The sequence below is a fragment of the Fulvimonas sp. R45 genome, assembly GCF_030504985.1.
Lineage (GTDB): Bacteria > Pseudomonadota > Gammaproteobacteria > Xanthomonadales > Rhodanobacteraceae > Rhodanobacter_A.
In genome coordinates, this window is sequence record NZ_JASERU010000002.1 from 260,965 (window position 1) to 277,259 (window position 16,295).

General features: G+C 70.7%; 10 protein-coding genes. 6 read left to right on the forward strand and 4 right to left on the reverse strand.

All coding sequences use genetic code 11. From position 1 onward, the window contains the following. Nucleotides 1-93: 93 nt before the first annotated feature. Entirely contained in the window at nt 94-2,631 is a 2,538-nt protein-coding gene (locus QMK61_RS02690; RefSeq protein ID WP_302070236.1) for a TonB-dependent receptor, read from the reverse strand. A 65-nt stretch (nt 2,632-2,696) separates the two neighbouring features. Further along, entirely contained in the window at nt 2,697-5,738 is a 3,042-nt protein-coding gene (gene pgmB / locus QMK61_RS02695; RefSeq protein ID WP_302070237.1) for a beta-phosphoglucomutase, read from the reverse strand. A 350-nt stretch (nt 5,739-6,088) separates the two neighbouring features. On the opposite strand from pgmB, the gene QMK61_RS02700 reads away from it, so the two are divergent. Next, nucleotides 6,089-7,048 (forward strand): LacI family DNA-binding transcriptional regulator, encoded by a 960-nt coding sequence (locus QMK61_RS02700; RefSeq protein WP_302070323.1) that lies wholly within the window; start codon nt 6,089-6,091, stop codon nt 7,046-7,048. Between the two features lie 25 nt (nt 7,049-7,073). Here the strand turns inward: QMK61_RS02700 and QMK61_RS02705 are convergent, their stop codons facing one another. Further along, nucleotides 7,074-8,705 carry an ATP-binding protein gene (locus tag QMK61_RS02705; RefSeq protein ID WP_302070238.1) on the reverse strand — a complete coding sequence of 544 codons (1,632 nt, stop codon included), beginning with the start codon at nt 8,703-8,705 and terminating at the stop codon, nt 7,074-7,076. Between the two features lie 276 nt (nt 8,706-8,981). Here QMK61_RS02705 and sucC point away from each other — a divergent pair, with 276 nt between their 5' ends. From sucC to QMK61_RS02725, 4 genes are all read left to right on the forward strand, one after another. Continuing rightward, nucleotides 8,982-10,142 (forward strand): ADP-forming succinate--CoA ligase subunit beta, encoded by a 1,161-nt coding sequence (gene sucC, locus QMK61_RS02710; protein ID WP_302070239.1) that lies wholly within the window; start codon nt 8,982-8,984, stop codon nt 10,140-10,142. Nucleotides 10,143-10,156: 14 nt separating this feature from the next. Further along, on the forward strand, nt 10,157-11,029 hold the full coding sequence (gene sucD / locus QMK61_RS02715) for a succinate--CoA ligase subunit alpha (protein ID WP_302070240.1): 873 nt from the start codon (nt 10,157-10,159) through the stop codon (nt 11,027-11,029). A 210-nt stretch (nt 11,030-11,239) separates the two neighbouring features. Further along, nucleotides 11,240-12,526 (forward strand): adenosylmethionine--8-amino-7-oxononanoate transaminase, encoded by a 1,287-nt coding sequence (gene bioA, locus QMK61_RS02720; protein ID WP_302070241.1) that lies wholly within the window; start codon nt 11,240-11,242, stop codon nt 12,524-12,526. Nucleotides 12,527-12,596: 70 nt separating this feature from the next. Further along, nucleotides 12,597-14,252 (forward strand): NAD+ synthase, encoded by a 1,656-nt coding sequence (locus QMK61_RS02725; RefSeq protein ID WP_302070243.1) that lies wholly within the window; start codon nt 12,597-12,599, stop codon nt 14,250-14,252. 105 nt (nt 14,253-14,357) lie between these two features. On the opposite strand, the gene QMK61_RS02730 is transcribed toward QMK61_RS02725, so the two are convergent. Next, entirely contained in the window at nt 14,358-15,212 is an 855-nt protein-coding gene (locus QMK61_RS02730) for an outer membrane protein assembly factor BamD (protein ID WP_302070244.1), read from the reverse strand. A 72-nt stretch (nt 15,213-15,284) separates the two neighbouring features. On the opposite strand from QMK61_RS02730, the gene rluD reads away from it, so the two are divergent. Beyond that, the gene (rluD, locus tag QMK61_RS02735; protein ID WP_302070245.1) at nt 15,285-16,259 is read left to right on the forward strand and encodes a 23S rRNA pseudouridine(1911/1915/1917) synthase RluD; all 975 of its coding nucleotides are present in this window, start codon (nt 15,285-15,287) and stop codon (nt 16,257-16,259) included. The last annotated feature ends 36 nt before the right edge of the window (nt 16,260-16,295 follow it).

Below are 16,295 nucleotides of genomic sequence, written 5' to 3' on the forward strand. Positions count from 1 at the left end.
ATGCCAACCCGGCCTGCCGGATACCGAGGGTTATCCGGCAGGCGCGACGGCGTCCCGGGGAGGTGGGGCGCCGCGGGTCAGCGTGCTGTGAACTCAGAACTGGTACTTCGCCTGCAGGTTGTACTCGTGCCCTTCCAGCGGGCGAGCCAGGATCACCCCGGTGGAACCCGCGGCCGAACCGGCAATGCGCGAGTTCGACTCGGTCAGGCCCAGCGCGTTGGTGACGTTGGAGCCGAGCAGGGTGAACACCCAGTGTGGGCCGTAGTTGTACTGCGCGCCGATGTTGAAGTCGTTGTAGCTGCCCAGCTCCTGCAGGCCGGTCTGGTCTTGGGTGTGGTCGCCCACGTGCTCCCAGGTCGCCCACAGGCGCAGGTCGCCGTAGGCCGTGGGGATGCGGAACATCGGCGTCAGGCGGAACTGGAACTTCGGCTGGCGCTGCAGCTGCTGGCCGTTGATGTTGGTATAGAAGATGCCGTCGAGGCCGGAGAACGCCACGTTGCCCTTGAAGTGGGAGTAGTGGCCGTCCATCCAGTCGCCCAGCCAGGTCACCGAGAAGATCTGGTTCGGCGTGCTGGCACGCACGATGAAGTCGATGCCCTTGGTATCCGAGCCGTAGGTGGTCTTGCTGCCGAACGGCACGCCGAACGACGAGGGCTGGTACACCAGGCCGTCGAACTGGCGGTGGTAGAACGAGACGTCGGCGCTGAACTGCGGCAGCTCGTACTTGTAGCCCAGCTCGAAGTTCTGGATCTTCAGCAGCGGCGGCGTGTCGCCGGTGACGCTGCCGCGCAGGTCGTCGAAGCTGTTGAAGTGCGCGCCCTTGTTGGCGCGCGCGTACAGCGCCATGTTGTCCTGCAGCTTGTAGGTGGCGCCCAGCGTCCACGAGGTGTGGGTCTTGTCGTAGTCGGTGCGCGTGGTGGTGCCGTTGCACATCGAGACACTGTTGTCGTAGAGCGTGTACGCATTGCCGTCGATGTTGACGTTCGACAGGTTGCACACGTCGTTGCGCGCGTCCTCGTTCTCCACTCGCACCGAGGCGTCGAGCAGCCACTGGCCGGTCTTCCACGAGTCGGACAGGTAGAACGCCTTGTTGGTGGCCTCGCCGTTCTCGGTGATGTTGAAGCCGCCGTTGTAGATCAGGCCCTGCGCGTCGGTGACGTAGTAGGTCTTCCCGCCCTGCACGTAGCTCACCGCGATCGGCGTGGCGTTCGGCGTGTTGGTCATCAGCATCGGGTTGCCGAGCGACCAGCGGTCATTGTCGGTGTAGTGCGCCAGGTACAGGCCGGCGGTCAGCGTGTTGCCGTCGAACAGTTCCTTGCTGATGCGGAAGTCGTTGATCGCACTCTTCAGGTTCTTGTGGATGTGCCACCAGCCCTGGCTGATCACGTCGGCGTTCGGGTCGGTGACGAGGCCCGAGCCGTTGGTGTAGCTGGCGGTGTATACGGCCCCGGCCGGGACGTTGCCGTCGGGATAGGTGCCGCCGGCGTTTTCCCAGCTGCTCAGCGTCTGCGGGTTGGAGCCGGAGAACAGCGCGTTGGTGTCCATGTTGCCGCCGTCGACCAGGAACTTGTCGCTCAGCGTCCAGCCGTTGCCGAAGTCCCAGTCGTAGTTGCCGCCGAAGAAGGCGAGCTTGGCGCCGCGGCCATTCGCCAGGTTGGCGTCGGTGCCGCCGCCCGGATAGCTCTCCAGGTGCACGTGCTGCATCGCCCGGCTGTAGTAGGTGTCGGTCAGCGGGTCGAAGCCGGGGTAGGATGAGAATTGGCCGGAGCCGGTCTGGATCAGCGGGATCGGCGTGATGAACTGGTTGCGGTCGTTCAGGCCGCGCGCCCACAGCACCAGCGAGCCGCTGTCCCAGTCGCGGGTCAGCGTGGCGGTGAGCTGGCCGCCCTTGTCGGACGGGTACTGCGGATCGCGCACGCCGTCGGAGGTGCGCCAGAAGCCGCCCACGCTGCCGTACCAGCCCTCGGCCAGCTTGAAGCCGTAGAAGCCGTCGATGCGCTTGAGGTTCTCGGTGCCGTAGGTCACGCCGAGGCTGCCTGACGGCGTGTCGGTGCCCTGCTTGAGGATGTAGTTGGAGGTCAGGCCGATCTGGCCGTCGCCGAACACCACCGAGGGGCCGCCCTGCAGGATTTCCACGTGGTCGACGGTATCGTCCAGGCGGAACATCGAACTTTGCTCGAAGAACGACAGCGAGGGCATGCCGTACAGCGGCGTGCCCATGATCTGGTTGGTATAGAACGGCGCGTCGCCGCCACCCGGGAAGCCGGCGATCTCGATGTTGGCGCCGGTCTGGCCGCCGGTGGATTCCGGCCACACGCCGGGCGAGAGCTTCAGCAGGTCGGCCGCGCTGCGCGGGTTGGCCACCTGGATCTGGGCGGCGGTGGCGGTGGTGATCGAGTAGCTGGCGTCGATCTTGCGCACGCCGCCGTTGGTGGCCACGCCGGTGACCACCACCTGCTCCAGGTTCTGCGCCTTCTTGTTGGGGCCCGCCTTCTTCGCGGTGGCATGGTTCGTCGCGGCCTGCGCCTGGGCTGGCGCCTGCGCGTCATCCTGGGCGTAGGCGACGCCCGTCATCAGCGTGGCGGCGATCGCCGCCGATAGCGTGAGCCTGCTCAATTGCTTGCTGTTCATTGCGTTACTCCCCACCGTTCGTTTGTGATGGCGCGGTCGCCCGCGCCGCTTGACCGCTTATGTCGTCATGCCGATGTCGCGAATTGCCCGATGTCGAACGCGGCGATGTCCGGCAGCTGCCGGTCCGCCTCGGCCAGGGCCGGGCCGCTGCCGATGCCGACCGCCGCCATGCCGGCGGCGTGGATGGCGGCGACGCCGGCGGCAGCGTCTTCCACGCCGAGGCAGTCGGCAGGGGTGAGCCCCAGGCCGGCCGCGGCGGCGAGGAAAATCTCCGGATCGGGCTTGGCGCGCGCGATGCGCCCGGCGTCGACCACGTAGTCGAACAGCCCGGCGATGCCGAGCCGTTCCAGCAGCAGCGGGGCGTTGCGGCTGGCCGAGGCCAGCGCCGTCTTCAGGCCGGCGCGGCGTACCGATTCCACCGCGGCGCGCGCGCCGGGCAGCAGGTGGCCGGGGCCGAAGCGCTCGATCTGCTCGCGGTAGTAGGCGTTCTTGCGCGCGGCCAGCGCCTCCTTCTCGGCCTCGGTATAGACCCGCGGCGAACGCTCCAGCAGGATCTCCAGCGAGGCGCGGCGGTCCACGCCCTTCAGGCGTTCGCCGACGGCGTCGTCGAACGGCAGGCCGATCTCGTCGGCGAGCTTCTTCCACGCCGCGTGGTGCACCGTGGCGGTGTCGGCGAGCACGCCGTCGAGGTCGAACACCACCGCCTTGAACGGCTGCGGGAAGCGCGTGCGGCCGGACAGCGGCAGCACCGCCGGCCGGCCGGCGTGCAGGGTCAGCGCGCGGCCGTGGTGGCGGATCGCCAGCGGCTCGCCGTCGAGCAGGGTGTATTCCGCGCAGCCGGCGTGCACCGCCACGCGCAGCTGCCGCCCGCGCCAGCGCAGGCCGAAGCGGTAGCCGCGCCAGGCGGCGGGCAGGGTGGGCGCGAACGCGAGCGTGCCGTCGTGGCAGCGCAGGCCACCGAAACCCCAGGCCAGGCCCATCCAACTGCCGCCCATCGCGGCCAGGTGCACGCCGTGGGCGGTGTTGCCGTGCAGGTCGTCCAGGTCCACCCGCAGTGCTTCCCGGAAGTAGCGCCAGGCCTTGTCGGCATGGCCCACCTCGGCGGCGACGATGCCGAAGGTGGAGGCCGACAGGGTGGAGTCGTGCACGGTGACGCCTTCGTAATAGTCGAAGTTGCGGCGCTTGGCGGCGCGGTCGGCATAGTCGCCGGCGAGCACGAAGGCCTGCAGCACGTCGGCCTGCTTGCAGACCTGATGGCGGTAGATCGTCAGCGGGTGCAGGCGCAGCAGCAGCGGGCCGTGCCGCGTCGCGTCGCGCAGCGCGTCGGGCAGGCGCGGCTTGTCGAGGAAGGTGTCGTCCTGCGGGAAGACCTGCAGGCGCGCGTCCACCGGCAGGTACATCGCGTCGGCGGCGCGGCGCCAGGCGTCCACCTCGTCGCCGCCCAGCGCGATGCGCGCGGCCAGCGCGGCCCAGTCGGCAGGATGCTCGCGCGCCAGCCAGTCGGCGGTCGCGGCGGCGTGGCGCAGGTGCCGCTGCGCCATGCGGTTGGTGTAGTGGTTGTTGTCGACCAGCGCGGTGTACTCGTCCGGCCCGGTGACCTGGCGGATGCAGAAGGCGCCGCCTTGGCGCGGGCTGTAGTGGCCGGCCTCCAGCCACAGCCGCGCGGTCTCGACCAGCATCTCGGCGCCGCCGTCGAGCAGCAGGCCGGTGTCGCCGGTGGCGTCCACGTACAGCCGCAGGGCGAAGGCGATCGCGGCGTTGATGTGGTACTGCGCCGAGCCGCTGGGGAAGTAGGCGGAGCATTCGTCGCCGCCGATGGTGCGCCACGGGTACAGCGCGCCACGGGCGTGGTTCATCTCGCGGGCATGGGCGCGGGCGCGTTCCAGCATGCGCACGCGGTATTCGAGCATGCCTCGCGCCAGTTCCGGCGCGAGGCAGGCCAGCGCCGGCAGCACGAAGGCTTCGGCGTCCCAGAAGTAGTGGCCCTCGTAGCCCTCGCCGGTGAGGCTCTTGGCGGCGGCGCTGCCGCGGCCGTCGGGCGCGGTGGACTGGCGCAGGTGGAACAGGTTCACCCGCAGCGCCAGCTCGGCGGCGGGGTCGCCGTCGATGGCGAGGTCGGCGGCGCGCCAGAAGGCGGCGCAGGCCTCGGCCTGGCGTTCCAGGTGGCGGTCGAAGGATTGCTCCAGCGCCTGCGCCAGCGTGGCGGCGGCGGCGTCGAGCAGGACCGTCTCGGCGATGTCCTCGCCCGGCTCGCTCCAGGCGTAGGCGACGTACTTCTCCAGCGTCGCGCAGTCGCCCGGCGCCAGCGTGGCGACGTAGCGCTGGCGCGCGCCATGGGCGTCGGTGTCGGCCGCTTCGAAGGCCAGCGCGGCGCCGGGCAGGCGGTGGCGCTGCGTGCAGGCCAGCCGGATGCCGCTGCGGCGGGTGGACTGGCAGACGCTGGCGGCCGCGGCGTCGGCGCTGGCGCCGGTGAGGCTCAGGCCGCCGTCGACGCGCGCGCCGATGCGCGGGTCGTCGCCCTGGCCGGCGGCGGCGTTGTCGGCGGCCAGCACGGAATCCAGCGCCAGCGGGCCGCGGTAGTCGAGCGAGCGCACGCGGTAGCGGATGCACAGCAGGCCGGGTGCACGCCACGGCACGATGCGCTCGGCCTCCACCTGCACCGTGGCTCCGGCCGGCGAGCGCCAGCGCAGGCGCCGGTTCAGGGCGCCCGCGCGCAGGTCCAGCGCCTGTTCGAAGTCCAGCCATTCGCCCGCCGCCAGGTCCACCGGCTGGCCGTCCAGCCACAGCGCGATGCGGGTGCCGTCGGCCACCGGCAGGCGGGTGTCGGTGTGGCGGGCGAAGCCGGGGAAGCGCTCGTGGTATTCGATCGGGGTGCGTTCCCACACGCCGGTGAGGAAGCTGCCCTGGCTGGGGCTGGGGGCTTCCTCCAGCCCGCCGCGCACGCCCAGCGTGCCGTTGGCCAGGGCGAACAGGCTCTCGTGGTGGGCGGCGCGGGTCGGGTCGTGGTCGGTGCGCACCAGGCGCCACGGGTCCGTCCCGCCGGCGGCGGGGGTGCCGGCCTCCTCGGCGCGGACGGTGGCGGACGACGACACATCACGATGCTGCACGCGGAGCCCCTTGGCTGGTTGCCGGACCCGGCCGGCGCGTCGGCCCGGGGGCCGTTCGGGCGGAGCATACGGACGAATGATATCGATATCAAGTTATCGATATCATTTCTTCACATGGCGATGTGGAACATGGGTGCCGCGCAGGCGACGGCGCCGTGAGGACGCCTGTGCGTGGCCGCATCGCGCCGCCAGGGGAAGGCCGGCGGCGGGGCCGACGGGGCGCCGTGGCTCGATTGAATGCCTGCCGGCGGCGGGCGACACTGGCCGCCGACCGATCCACCAGCATGCGAGGGCAGGGAGTGAGTTCCGCCAAGAAAAAGCAGCCGGCCGCGGCGCGGCCCAGCCCCACCATGGCGGACCTGGCCAAGCTGGCGGGGGTGTCCAAGATCACCGTGTCGCGGGCGCTGGCCGACAGCCCGCTGGTCTCGCCGGACACGCGCGAGCGGATCCAGGCGCTGGCGCGCAAGCAGGGCTACAAGCTCAACGTCAGCGCGCGCAACCTGCGCCTGCGGCGCAGCCACACGGTGGCGGTGATCGTGGAGATGCAGCCGTCCTCCAGCCGCACCATGTGGGATCCCTATCCGCTGTCATTGCTGGGCGGCATCTCGCAGGAACTGACCTCGGCCGGCTACAGCGTGCTGCTGACCACCCGCCAGGGCGCGGCCGACGCCGCGGTGCAGGCCGCCGACGGGGTGATCCTGCTCGGCCAGGGCGAGCGCGAGGACGCGGTGCGGCTGTACGACAAGATGGGCCTGCCGATGGTGGTGTGGGGCGCGCGCGGCGACCGCGACAACCACATCGTGGTGGGCAGCGACAACCGCCAGGGCGGCATCAGCGTGGCCGAGCGCTTCCTGTCGATCGGCCGCCGCCACCCGGTGTTCATCGGCAACTCAGAGCATCCCGAGATGGCGCAGCGCCTGCACGGCTTCGTCGACGAGCTGGCCGGCCAGGGCATCAAGCCGCTGCTGCTGCAGCGGGTGGACTGGACGCTGGATTCGGGCGCCGACGCGGTGCGCTCGCTGGCCGCGCGCAAGGTGCGCTTCGACGCCATCTTCGCCTGCAGCGACCTGCTGGCGATGGGGGCGATCCGCGCACTGGTGGAACTGGGCCTGTCGGTGCCCAACGACGTCTCGGTGGTGGGCTACGACGACACCCCGCTGGGCGCCAGCTTCCTGCCGCCGCTGTCCAGCGTGCGGCAGAACTGGCAGGAGGGCGGCGTGCTGCTGGCGCGCAAGGTGCTGGCGCTGATCCAGGGCCAGGCGGTGAGCTCGCAGATGCTGCCGACCTCGTTGATCGTGCGGGCGACGTGATGCCGCGCCGGGCGCAGCCTCCGGGCTAGCCGGCCGCCTCGGCGACGCGCGCCGGCGGCGCCAGCAGCAGCCGGAAGCAGCTGCCGCCGCCGGCCACGCGCACGTATTCCAGCGCGGCCTGGTTGGCCTCGCTCATCTGCCGCGCCAGGTACAGGCCCAGGCCGGTGCCGTATTCGTGGGTGGTGTAGAACGGCTCGAACATCTGCGCCGCCACCTTGGGCGGGATGCCGGGGCCGCGGTCGATCACCTCCAGGATCGGCTCGCCGTGCTCGCCCAGCCGCGACACCACGATCACGCGCGCCGGCTCGCCCGGCATGCGGCCGTAGCGCAGCGCGTTCTGCACCAGGTTCCACACCACCTGCTGCAGCTGCTGCGGGTCGGCCACGGCGGTGACCCGGCTGTGGCCGGCGACGGGGCGCAGCGTGTCGCTGCCGATGTCGTTGCCCTGCAGGTACTCGGCCACGAAATCGCTGGCCCAGCGGCCCAGGTCCAGCGTTTCCGGCCGCGAGCGCTCGCGCCGCGACAGCTGCAGGATGTTCTCGATGATCTCGTTGAGCCGGCCGCAGTGGTTGTTGATGATCTCCACCATGCGCTGGTCGCCGTCCTTCATGTCGGGCGACTCGGCCAGCAGCTGCGCGGAGTAGCGGATCGCCGCCAGCGGGTTGCGGATCTCGTGCGCGATGGAAGCCGACAGCCGGCCCAGCGAACTGAGCGTCAGCTCCTCGGCGCGGCGCGAGACCAGCGAGGTGTCGTCGAGGAAGATCAACACCAGCGAGTCGTCGCCCGGCGCGAGGCGGGAGAAGCGCGGCACCACCTCGGGCACGCCGTCGGCGAGCTGGGTGGCGGTCTCGTCCAGCTTGCCCGAGGTCATCCAGTGGTACAGGCGGCGCGACAGCTCCGGCGCCAGCCGGCCCAGGTCGCGCTGGTCGGCGGAGGGGTTGCCCAGCAGCATCCAGGCCGATTCGTTGATCTGGTGGATGCGGTTGGCGTCGTCCACCAGCAGCACGCCGGTCTTCATGCGGCGGATGATCAGCTCGTTGACCTGCGACAGGTTGGCCAGGTCGATGCTGCGCTGCTCGGCCAGCGCCTCGGTGGCGCGCATCTGCCGGCTCAGCACGTTGCACAGCGCCACGATGGCGAAGTAGGCCAGCCCGAACAGGCTGGACTCGAGCAGGTTGTGGTCGTCCGCCGCCCCCGTCGCCGGCAGTTCGAGCAGGGTGTGGCCGATCAGCCCCAGCGTGGCCAGCAGCGCGGCGAAGAAGGCCGCCATGCGCAGCGGCAGCAGCAGCGCGCCGGCGGCCAGGTTCACCGCCAGCATCATCTCGATGCCGATGCGCGCATTGCCCATGGCGACCACGGCCAGCACGGCGGCCAGCACGTCCACGGCCAGCACCGCCGACACCAGCAGCCGCACGCGCGGCAGCACCAGCCGCAGCGCCGGCAGCGCCAGCACCGCGAACAGCAGGTACAGCAGCCCCGCGGCGCGCGCCAGCGCGGCGTCCTGCGGGCGGGTCCAGCCGGCGCCCTGCGGGCTGAAGGCCAGGCCGGTGTAGATCAGCGCCTGTGCCAGCCGGAAATAGCCCAGGAACAGCAGCTCGTGGCGCACCGTGCCCTGGGGGGCGGTGCGGGGCGGTACGGCGGAGGCGCGGCTGGACACGGCAAGCACTCGGCGGCAGGGCGTCCCGCCAGTGTATCGGCAGCGGCTGCGACGCCGCCATGCGGCGCGGGCGCGGGGCCTTCGATCCATGCCCCTTTCCTTGGCGGCCCGCTTCCACGAAAATAGGCGGCCGTATTGCGCGGTTCCCGCCATGCCGAGGCATGGCCGCGGCGCATGCATGCCGGCAGCGCGTCCCGAACCGCCGTCCGTTTCCCAGCCCGCGCCGCGTGTCTTCCGCGCGAGGCCGATCCTTCCCCCGTTCGCCCGAGGTATCGAATGAATTTCCACGAGTACCAGGCCAAAGAATTGTTCGCGCAGTACGGTGTGACCGTGCCGCCGGGCAAGGTCGCCAACTCCCCCGACGCCGCCGTCGACGCCGCCAAGGCGCTGGGCGGTTCCCAATGGATGGTCAAGGCGCAGATCCACGCCGGCGGCCGCGGCAAGGCCGGCGGCGTCAAGTTCTGCAAGAGCCTGGACGAGGTGCACGCTGCCGCCAAGGGCATGCTGGGCACCCGCATGGCCACCTACCAGTCGGCGGGCCGCGCGCTGCCGGTGAACCTGGTGCTGGTGACCGACGCCACCGACATCGCCAAGGAGCTGTACCTGTCGGTGCTGGTGGACCGCGACAGCAAGGCCATCTCCTTCATCGCCTCCAAGCACGGCGGCGTGGACATCGAGCAGGTGGCGAAGGAGACCCCGGAGGACATCCACACCATCGTGGTGGACTTCGTGGAAGGCCTGCAGCCGTACCAGTGCCGCCAGCTCGGCTTCGCGATGGACCTGAACCCGAAGCAGGTCGGCCAGCTGACCAGGATCATGCTGGGCCTGTACAGGCTGTTCAACGAGAAGGACCTGTCGCTGGTCGAGCTGAACCCGCTGGCGATCCTCGCCGACGGCTCGCTGGCCGCGCTCGACGGCAAGGTCAACTCCGACGACAACGCCGAGTTCCGCCACCCCGAACTGGCCGCCATGCGCGACCTGACCCAGGAAGACGCGGCCGAGGCGGCCGCGGTGCAGAACAACCTCAACTACGTGACCATGGACGGCTCGATCGGCTGCATGGTCAACGGCGCGGGCCTGGCCATGGCCACCATGGACGTGATCAAGCTGGCGGGCGGCGAGCCGGCCAACTTCCTCGACGTGGGCGGCGGCGCCACCAAGGAGCGCGTCACCGAGGCGTTCAAGCTGATCCTCTCCTCCGACAAGGTGAAGGCCATCCTGGTCAACATCTTCGGTGGCATCGTGCGTTGCGACCTGATCGCCGAAGGCATCATCGCCGCGGTGAAGGAAGTGGGCCTGACCATCCCGGTGGTGGTGCGCCTGCAGGGCACCAACGTGGAGCAGGGCCGCGCGCTGCTGGCCAATTCCGGTTTGGCGATCACGCCGGCCGACGATCTCAACGACGCGGCGCAGAAAGCCGTGGCCGCCGCGAAGTGAGGAGCAATTAAGACATGAGCGTTCTCGTCAACAAGCACACCAAGGTCCTCGTGCAGGGCTTCACCGGCCAGCAGGGCACCTTCCACGCGCAGCAGGCGCTGGACTACGGCACCCAGGTCGTCGGCGGCGTCACCCCGGGCAAGGGTGGCAGCGAGCACATCGGCCTGCCGGTCTTCAACTCGGTGGACGAAGCCGTCGCCGAGACCGGCGCCGACGCCTCGGTCATCTTCGTGCCGCCGCCGTTCGCGGCCGATTCCATCCTGGAAGCCATCGACGCCGGCATCCGCGTGATCGTGGCGATCACCGAGGGCATCCCGGTGCTGGACATGCTGCGGGTGAAGAACGTGCTGCAGCAGCATCCGGAAACCGTGCTGATCGGGCCGAACTGCCCCGGCATCATCACCCCGGGCGAGTGCAAGATCGGCATCATGCCGGGCCACATCCATAAGCCGGGCAAGGTCGGCATCGTGTCGCGCTCGGGCACGCTGACCTACGAAGCCGTGTTCCAGACCACCAACGAGGGCCTGGGCCAGTCCACCTGCATCGGCATCGGCGGCGACCCGATCAACGGCCTCAACTTCATCGACTGCCTGAAGCTGTTCCAGGACGATCCGCAGACCGAGGGCATCATCATGGTCGGCGAGATCGGCGGCAGCGCCGAGGAAGACGCCGCCGAGTTCATCGGCGAGTACGTCAAGAAGCCGGTGGTGTCCTTCATCGCCGGCGCCTCGGCCCCGGCCGGCAAGCGCATGGGCCACGCCGGCGCGATCATCTCCGGCGGCAAGGGCACGGCGGCGGCGAAGTTCGCCGCGCTGGAGAAGGCCGGCGTCACCACGGTGAAGTCCCCGGCCGACCTCGGCAAGACGCTTGCCGGACTGATGAAGTAAGCGGTTCCGTACCGCAGATGCAAAGGCCGCGCCTCGTCGCGGCCTTTGCTTTTCTGGCTGATGGGCGACGGTTCCGTTCGCCCTGAGCGTAGGCCCGCAGGGCCGGAGTCGAAGGGCATGGAACGCAGTCGCTTCGACTCCGCTTGCTGGCGCAAGCTACGCTCAGCACGAACGGGATCGAGGCCGTTCCCGTTTTCCCGGAGCGTAGAGATGCTCACCGATCCCTTCGACCAGGCCCACCTCTGGCACCCCTACAGCGCCCCGGGAGGCCTGCCCGCACTGAAGGTGGCGCGCGCCGAGGGCGTGCACCTGGAGCTGGCCGACGGCACGCGCCTGATCGACGGCATGGCGTCGTGGTGGTGCGCCATCCACGGCTACAACCACCCGGCGTTGAACCGGGCGGCCGTCGACCAGCTTGGCCGGATGTCCCACGTGATGTTCGGCGGGCTCACCCATGAGCCGGCCATCGAGCTGGGCAGGCTGCTGCTCGACATCGTGCCGAAGGGGCTGGACGCGGTCTTCTACGCCGATTCCGGCTCGGTGGCGGTGGAGGCGGCGCTGAAGATGGCGATCCAGTACCAGCACGCCAGGGGCCGGCCCGGCAAGGCCAACGTCGCCACCGTGCGCTCGGGCTACCACGGTGACACCTGGAACGCGATGTCGGTCTGCGATCCGGTGACCGGCATGCACGGCCTGTTCGGCCCGGCGTTGCCGCGGCGCCTGTTCGTGCCCGCGCCGCGCACGCCGTTCGGCGACGAGTGGGACGACGACGACATCGCGCCGGTGGCGCAGCTGTTCGCCGGGCGCGCGGACGAGATCGCCGCCTTCATCATCGAGCCGGTGGTGCAGGGCGCGGGCGGCATGCGCTTCTACCACCCGCGCTACCTCGCCGAACTGGCGCGGCTGTGCCGCGAGCACGAGGTGCTGCTGGTCTGCGACGAGATCGCCACCGGCTTCGGCCGCAGCGGCCGGCTGTTCGCCTCGGAGTGGGCCGGCGTCACGCCCGACATCCTGTGCCTGGGCAAGGCGCTCACCGGCGGCTACCTGACCCTGGCGGCCACGCTGTGCACGCGCGACGTCGCCGACACGATCGCCGCTGGCGAGCCCGGCGTGTTCATGCACGGCCCCACCTTCATGGCCAACCCGTTGGCCTGCGCGGTGGCGCTGGCTTCGACCCGATTGCTGCTGGCGCAGGACTGGCAAGGCCGGATCGCCGCCATCGAGCGCACGCTGGCCGCAGGCCTCGCCCCCGCGCGCGAGCTGCCGCAGGTGGCCGAGGTGCGCGTGCTGGGCGCCATCGGCGTGATCGAGCTGGTTGCGCCGGTACGCCTGGAGCGCATCCGGCAGCGCATGCTGGCGCAAGGCATCTGGATCCGCCCGTTCGGCAAGCTGGTCTACGTGATGCCGCCCTACGTGATCGGCGCGGCTGAGCTGCAGCGCCTGTGCGAAGGCATGCGGGCGCTGGTGGAAAGCCTCGGTGCCGACGACCTGCGCTGAACCTGGCCGACATCCGGGCGGGTCCCGGCGCCACTAGAATGTGCCTCCCCCTCCCGCCGCTTGCACGCCCATGACCGCCACCCTCCGCCTCGCGCTGGCCCAACACGATTTCCCGGTGGGCGCCGTCGCCGCCAATGCGCGGAAGGTGCGCGAGCTGATGGGCGCGGCGCGCGCCGGCGGCGCCGCGCTGGTGGCGTTTCCCGAACTGACCCTCAGCGGCTACCCGCCCGAGGACCTGCTGCTGCGCCCCAGCTTCCTCGCCGCCTGCCAGCAGGAACTGGACGCGCTGGCGGCCGACGCCGACGGCCTGGCCGCGCTGGTCGGCTTCCCGCACAGCGAAGGCGAGGTCTACAACGCCGCCGCGCTGCTGCGCGAGGGCCGCGTGGCGCAGGTGGCGCACAAGCAGGCGCTGCCCAACTACGGCGTGTTCGACGACCAGCGCTACTTCCGCCCCGGCCGCGCCAGCACCATCGCGGTGATCGACGGCGTGCGCGTCGCGCTGCTGATCTGCGAGGACGTATGGCAGGCCGAGCCGGCCGCCGCCGCGGCGCGTGCCGGTGCCGAGTTGATCGTGGTGATCAACGCCTCGCCGTGGGGTGCCGCCAAGGCGGCCGAGCGCGAGGCGGTGCTGGCCGCGCGCGCCAGGGAGACCGGCTGCGCCATCGCCTACCTCAACCTGGTCGGCGGCCAGGACGAGGTGGTCTACGACGGCGGCTCGCTGCTGGTGAACGGCGACGGCACGGTCGCCGCGCGCGCGCCGGCCTTCGTCGACGCGCTGTTGTGGGCCGAGTTCGACCCGGCCACGCGCACCCTGCACGCACAGGACTGGCCGATCGCCGCCGACGCCTCGGCCGAGGCCGTGCTGTACGCCGCGCTGGTGCGCGGCATCCGCGACTACATCGGCAAGAACGGCTTCCCCGGCGTGCTGCTGGGGTTGTCCGGCGGCATCGACTCGGCGCTGACCCTGGCGCTGGCGGTGGACGCGCTGGGCCCCGACCGCGTCACCGCGGTGATGATGCCCTCGCGCTACACCTCGCAGCTGTCGCTGGACGGCGCCCGCGGCCAGGCCGAGCGGCTGGGCGTGGACTACCACGTGATCGACGTGGAGCCGACCGTCGAGTCCTTCATCCACGCGCTGACGCCCGCCTTCGCCGGCAAGGGCGCGGACACCACCGAGGAGAACCTGCAGTCGCGCACCCGCGGCGTGATGCTGATGGCGCTGTCGAACAAGCATGGCCGCCTGCTGCTGGCCACCGGCAACAAGAGCGAGATGGCGGTGGGCTACGCCACCCTGTACGGCGACATGTGCGGGGCCTACGCGCCGCTCAAGGATGTGTACAAGACGGTGGTGTACCGGTTGTCGCGTTGGCGCAATGAGTCGGGGAACGTGCGGGTTGCCGGCGCACCTCCCGTTCCCCGCGCGTGGACCATCCCGCCGGCGGTGATCGACCGCCCGCCCTCGGCCGAGCTGCGCGCCGACCAGACCGATCAGGACTCGCTGCCCCCCTACGACGAGCTGGACGCCATCCTGGAGCGCTTCATCGAAGGCGAGCAGTCGCAGGCCGAGATCGTCGCCGCCGGCTTCGCGGCCGACACCGTGCACCGCGTGGTGCGACTGGTGCTGGCGAACGAGTTCAAGCGCCGCCAGTCGGCGCCGGGCCCGCGCGTCACCACCCGCGCGTTCGGGCGCGAGCGGCGCTATCCGATCACCTCCGGCTGGCGGTAAGTGACGGGATCCGCCGGCGCTGCGGTTTTCCGGGGCCCCGGCGCCGACACGAAAAAGCCGGCGATCGCTCGCCGGCTTTTTGCTGGAGCCCGGACGGGTACGCCGTCAGTGGTGTCCCGAGAACGGCACCATCTTGCGCAGCAGCGACGGCGGATGCGGCCACTTCGCGTCCTTCAGGTACGGGTGGTCCGGGTAGTTCAGCGCCAGCACCTCGCGCACCTGGCCGGCCTGCTTCTTCAGGCCCAGCTGCAGGTAGCTGCGGCACAGGATGGCCAGCGCGTCGCCGGCCTGCGGCGCCTGCTGGTAGTGCTCGATCACGTACTGGGCGCGGTCGGCCGAGGCGATATAGGCCTTGTTGCGCAGGTAGAACTCGGCCACGTTGATCTCGAACTGCGCCAGCACGTTGCGCAGGTAGATCATGCGCTGGCGCGCGTCGGCGGCGTAGGCGCTGTTGGGAAAGCGCCGGGTCAGCTCGGAGAAGTCGTCGAAGGCCTTCAGGTTGTAGCCCTGGTCGCGCCGCGACTGCGAGCTGTTGCGCCCGAACCAGCGCTCGACCACGCCGCCGGTACGGTCGAAATTGATCAGGCCGCGCAGGTAATAGGCATAATCCACATGCTTGTGCATGGGAAAGGTCTTGATGAAGCGGTCGATCGTCGAATAGGCGTCGTCCGGCTTGTTGTCCTTGTACTGGGCATAGGCCAGGTCCAGCTGGGCCTGCTCGTTGTAGGGGCCGGACGGGAAGCGGGCGATCAGCCGCTGGTAGTCCGTCTCGGCCGCGGCGTAGTCGGCGTGTTCCAGCGAGCTGTGCGCCTTGGCGTAGAGCTGCGGCAGCGGCATGGTGTCGATGGTCTGCTTCTTGTGGCTGAACATCGCGCAGGCGCTCAGGGCGCTGGCGAGCAGGATCGCCACGAGCCCCTTCGACAGGGCGGGCAGCAGGGCCGACGGCTTGGATACGCGCATGGATTAGAGGATTCAGATGTTTGATCGAAAAGGGATGATAGCCGAAACCGCCGGTTCGCCGGGGAGGCCCGCATGACCACCATCCGCCACCAGGCGGTCGTGCCCCTGTCGGCCGCGGGTCGGAGGTTCGACCAGGCGCTGGCCGAGATGTTCCCGGACTACTCGCGCTCGCGCCTCGCCGCCTGGGTGAAGGCCGGCAGCGTGACCCTGGACGGCGCGCCGGCGCCGCCCCGCCAGCTGCTGCGCGGCGGCGAGCAGGTGCGGCTGGAGGCGGAGCTGGAAACCGAGGTGGCCAGCCGGCCGCAGGCCATCGAGCTGGCCGTGGTGCACGAGGACGAGCACCTGCTGGTGCTGGACAAGCCCGCCGGCCTGGTGGTCCACCCCGGCGCGGGCAACCCCGACGGCACCCTGCTGAACGCGCTGCTGCACCACGACCCGAAGCTGGCCGAGCTGCCGCGCGCTGGCATCGTGCACCGGCTGGACAAGGACACCTCCGGCCTGATGGTGGTGGCCCGCACGCTGCCGGCGCAGACCGCGCTGGTCGACATGCTGTCGCGCCACGCGGTGGAGCGGCAGTACGAGGCGGTGGTGGCCGGCACCCTGGTCGCCGGCGGCACGGTGGACGCGCCGCTCGGCCGCCATATCGGCGACCGCCTGCGCCAGGCCGTGCGCGATGAGGACGACGGCAAGCGCGCCGTCACCCACTACCGCCTGCGCGAGCGCTTCCGGGCGCACAGCCTGGTCCAGTGCAACCTGGAGACCGGCCGCACCCACCAGATCCGCGTGCACATGGCGCACATTCACCACCCGCTGGTGGGCGACCCGCTGTACGGCGGCGGCCTTAAGCTGCCGAAGCGCGCCACGCCGGAGCTGGCCGCCGCGCTGCGCGGCTTCCGGCGGCAGGCGCTGCATGCCGAGCGGCTGTCGTTCGAGCACCCGGCGAGCGGTGAGCCGATGGCGTTCCAGGCGCCGCGCCCGGCCGACCTGGATGCGCTGGTCGACGCCTTGCGCGGGGATCTTGCCGCCAACGGCGCCGACGACGACTGACCGCGGGAGCGCTCCCTGTGCGTGGCGTCACCCGTG

Excerpts from the sequence above, each read along its gene's own strand:
- sucC (WP_302070239.1), top strand. The coding sequence starts at position 8,982 with ATGAATTTCCACGAGTACCAGGCCAAAGAATTGTTCGCGCAGTACGGT.
- rluD (WP_302070245.1), top strand. The coding sequence starts at position 15,285 with ATGACCACCATCCGCCACCAGGCGGTCGTGCCCCTGTCGGCCGCGGGT.
- QMK61_RS02690 (WP_302070236.1), bottom strand. The coding sequence starts at position 2,631 with ATGAACAGCAAGCAATTGAGCAGGCTCACGCTATCGGCGGCGATCGCC.
- bioA (WP_302070241.1), top strand. The coding sequence starts at position 11,240 with ATGCTCACCGATCCCTTCGACCAGGCCCACCTCTGGCACCCCTACAGC.
- QMK61_RS02700 (WP_302070323.1), top strand. The coding sequence starts at position 6,089 with ATGGCGGACCTGGCCAAGCTGGCGGGGGTGTCCAAGATCACCGTGTCG.
- QMK61_RS02725 (WP_302070243.1), top strand. The coding sequence starts at position 12,597 with ATGACCGCCACCCTCCGCCTCGCGCTGGCCCAACACGATTTCCCGGTG.
- sucD (WP_302070240.1), top strand. The coding sequence starts at position 10,157 with ATGAGCGTTCTCGTCAACAAGCACACCAAGGTCCTCGTGCAGGGCTTC.
- QMK61_RS02730 (WP_302070244.1), bottom strand. The coding sequence starts at position 15,212 with ATGCGCGTATCCAAGCCGTCGGCCCTGCTGCCCGCCCTGTCGAAGGGG.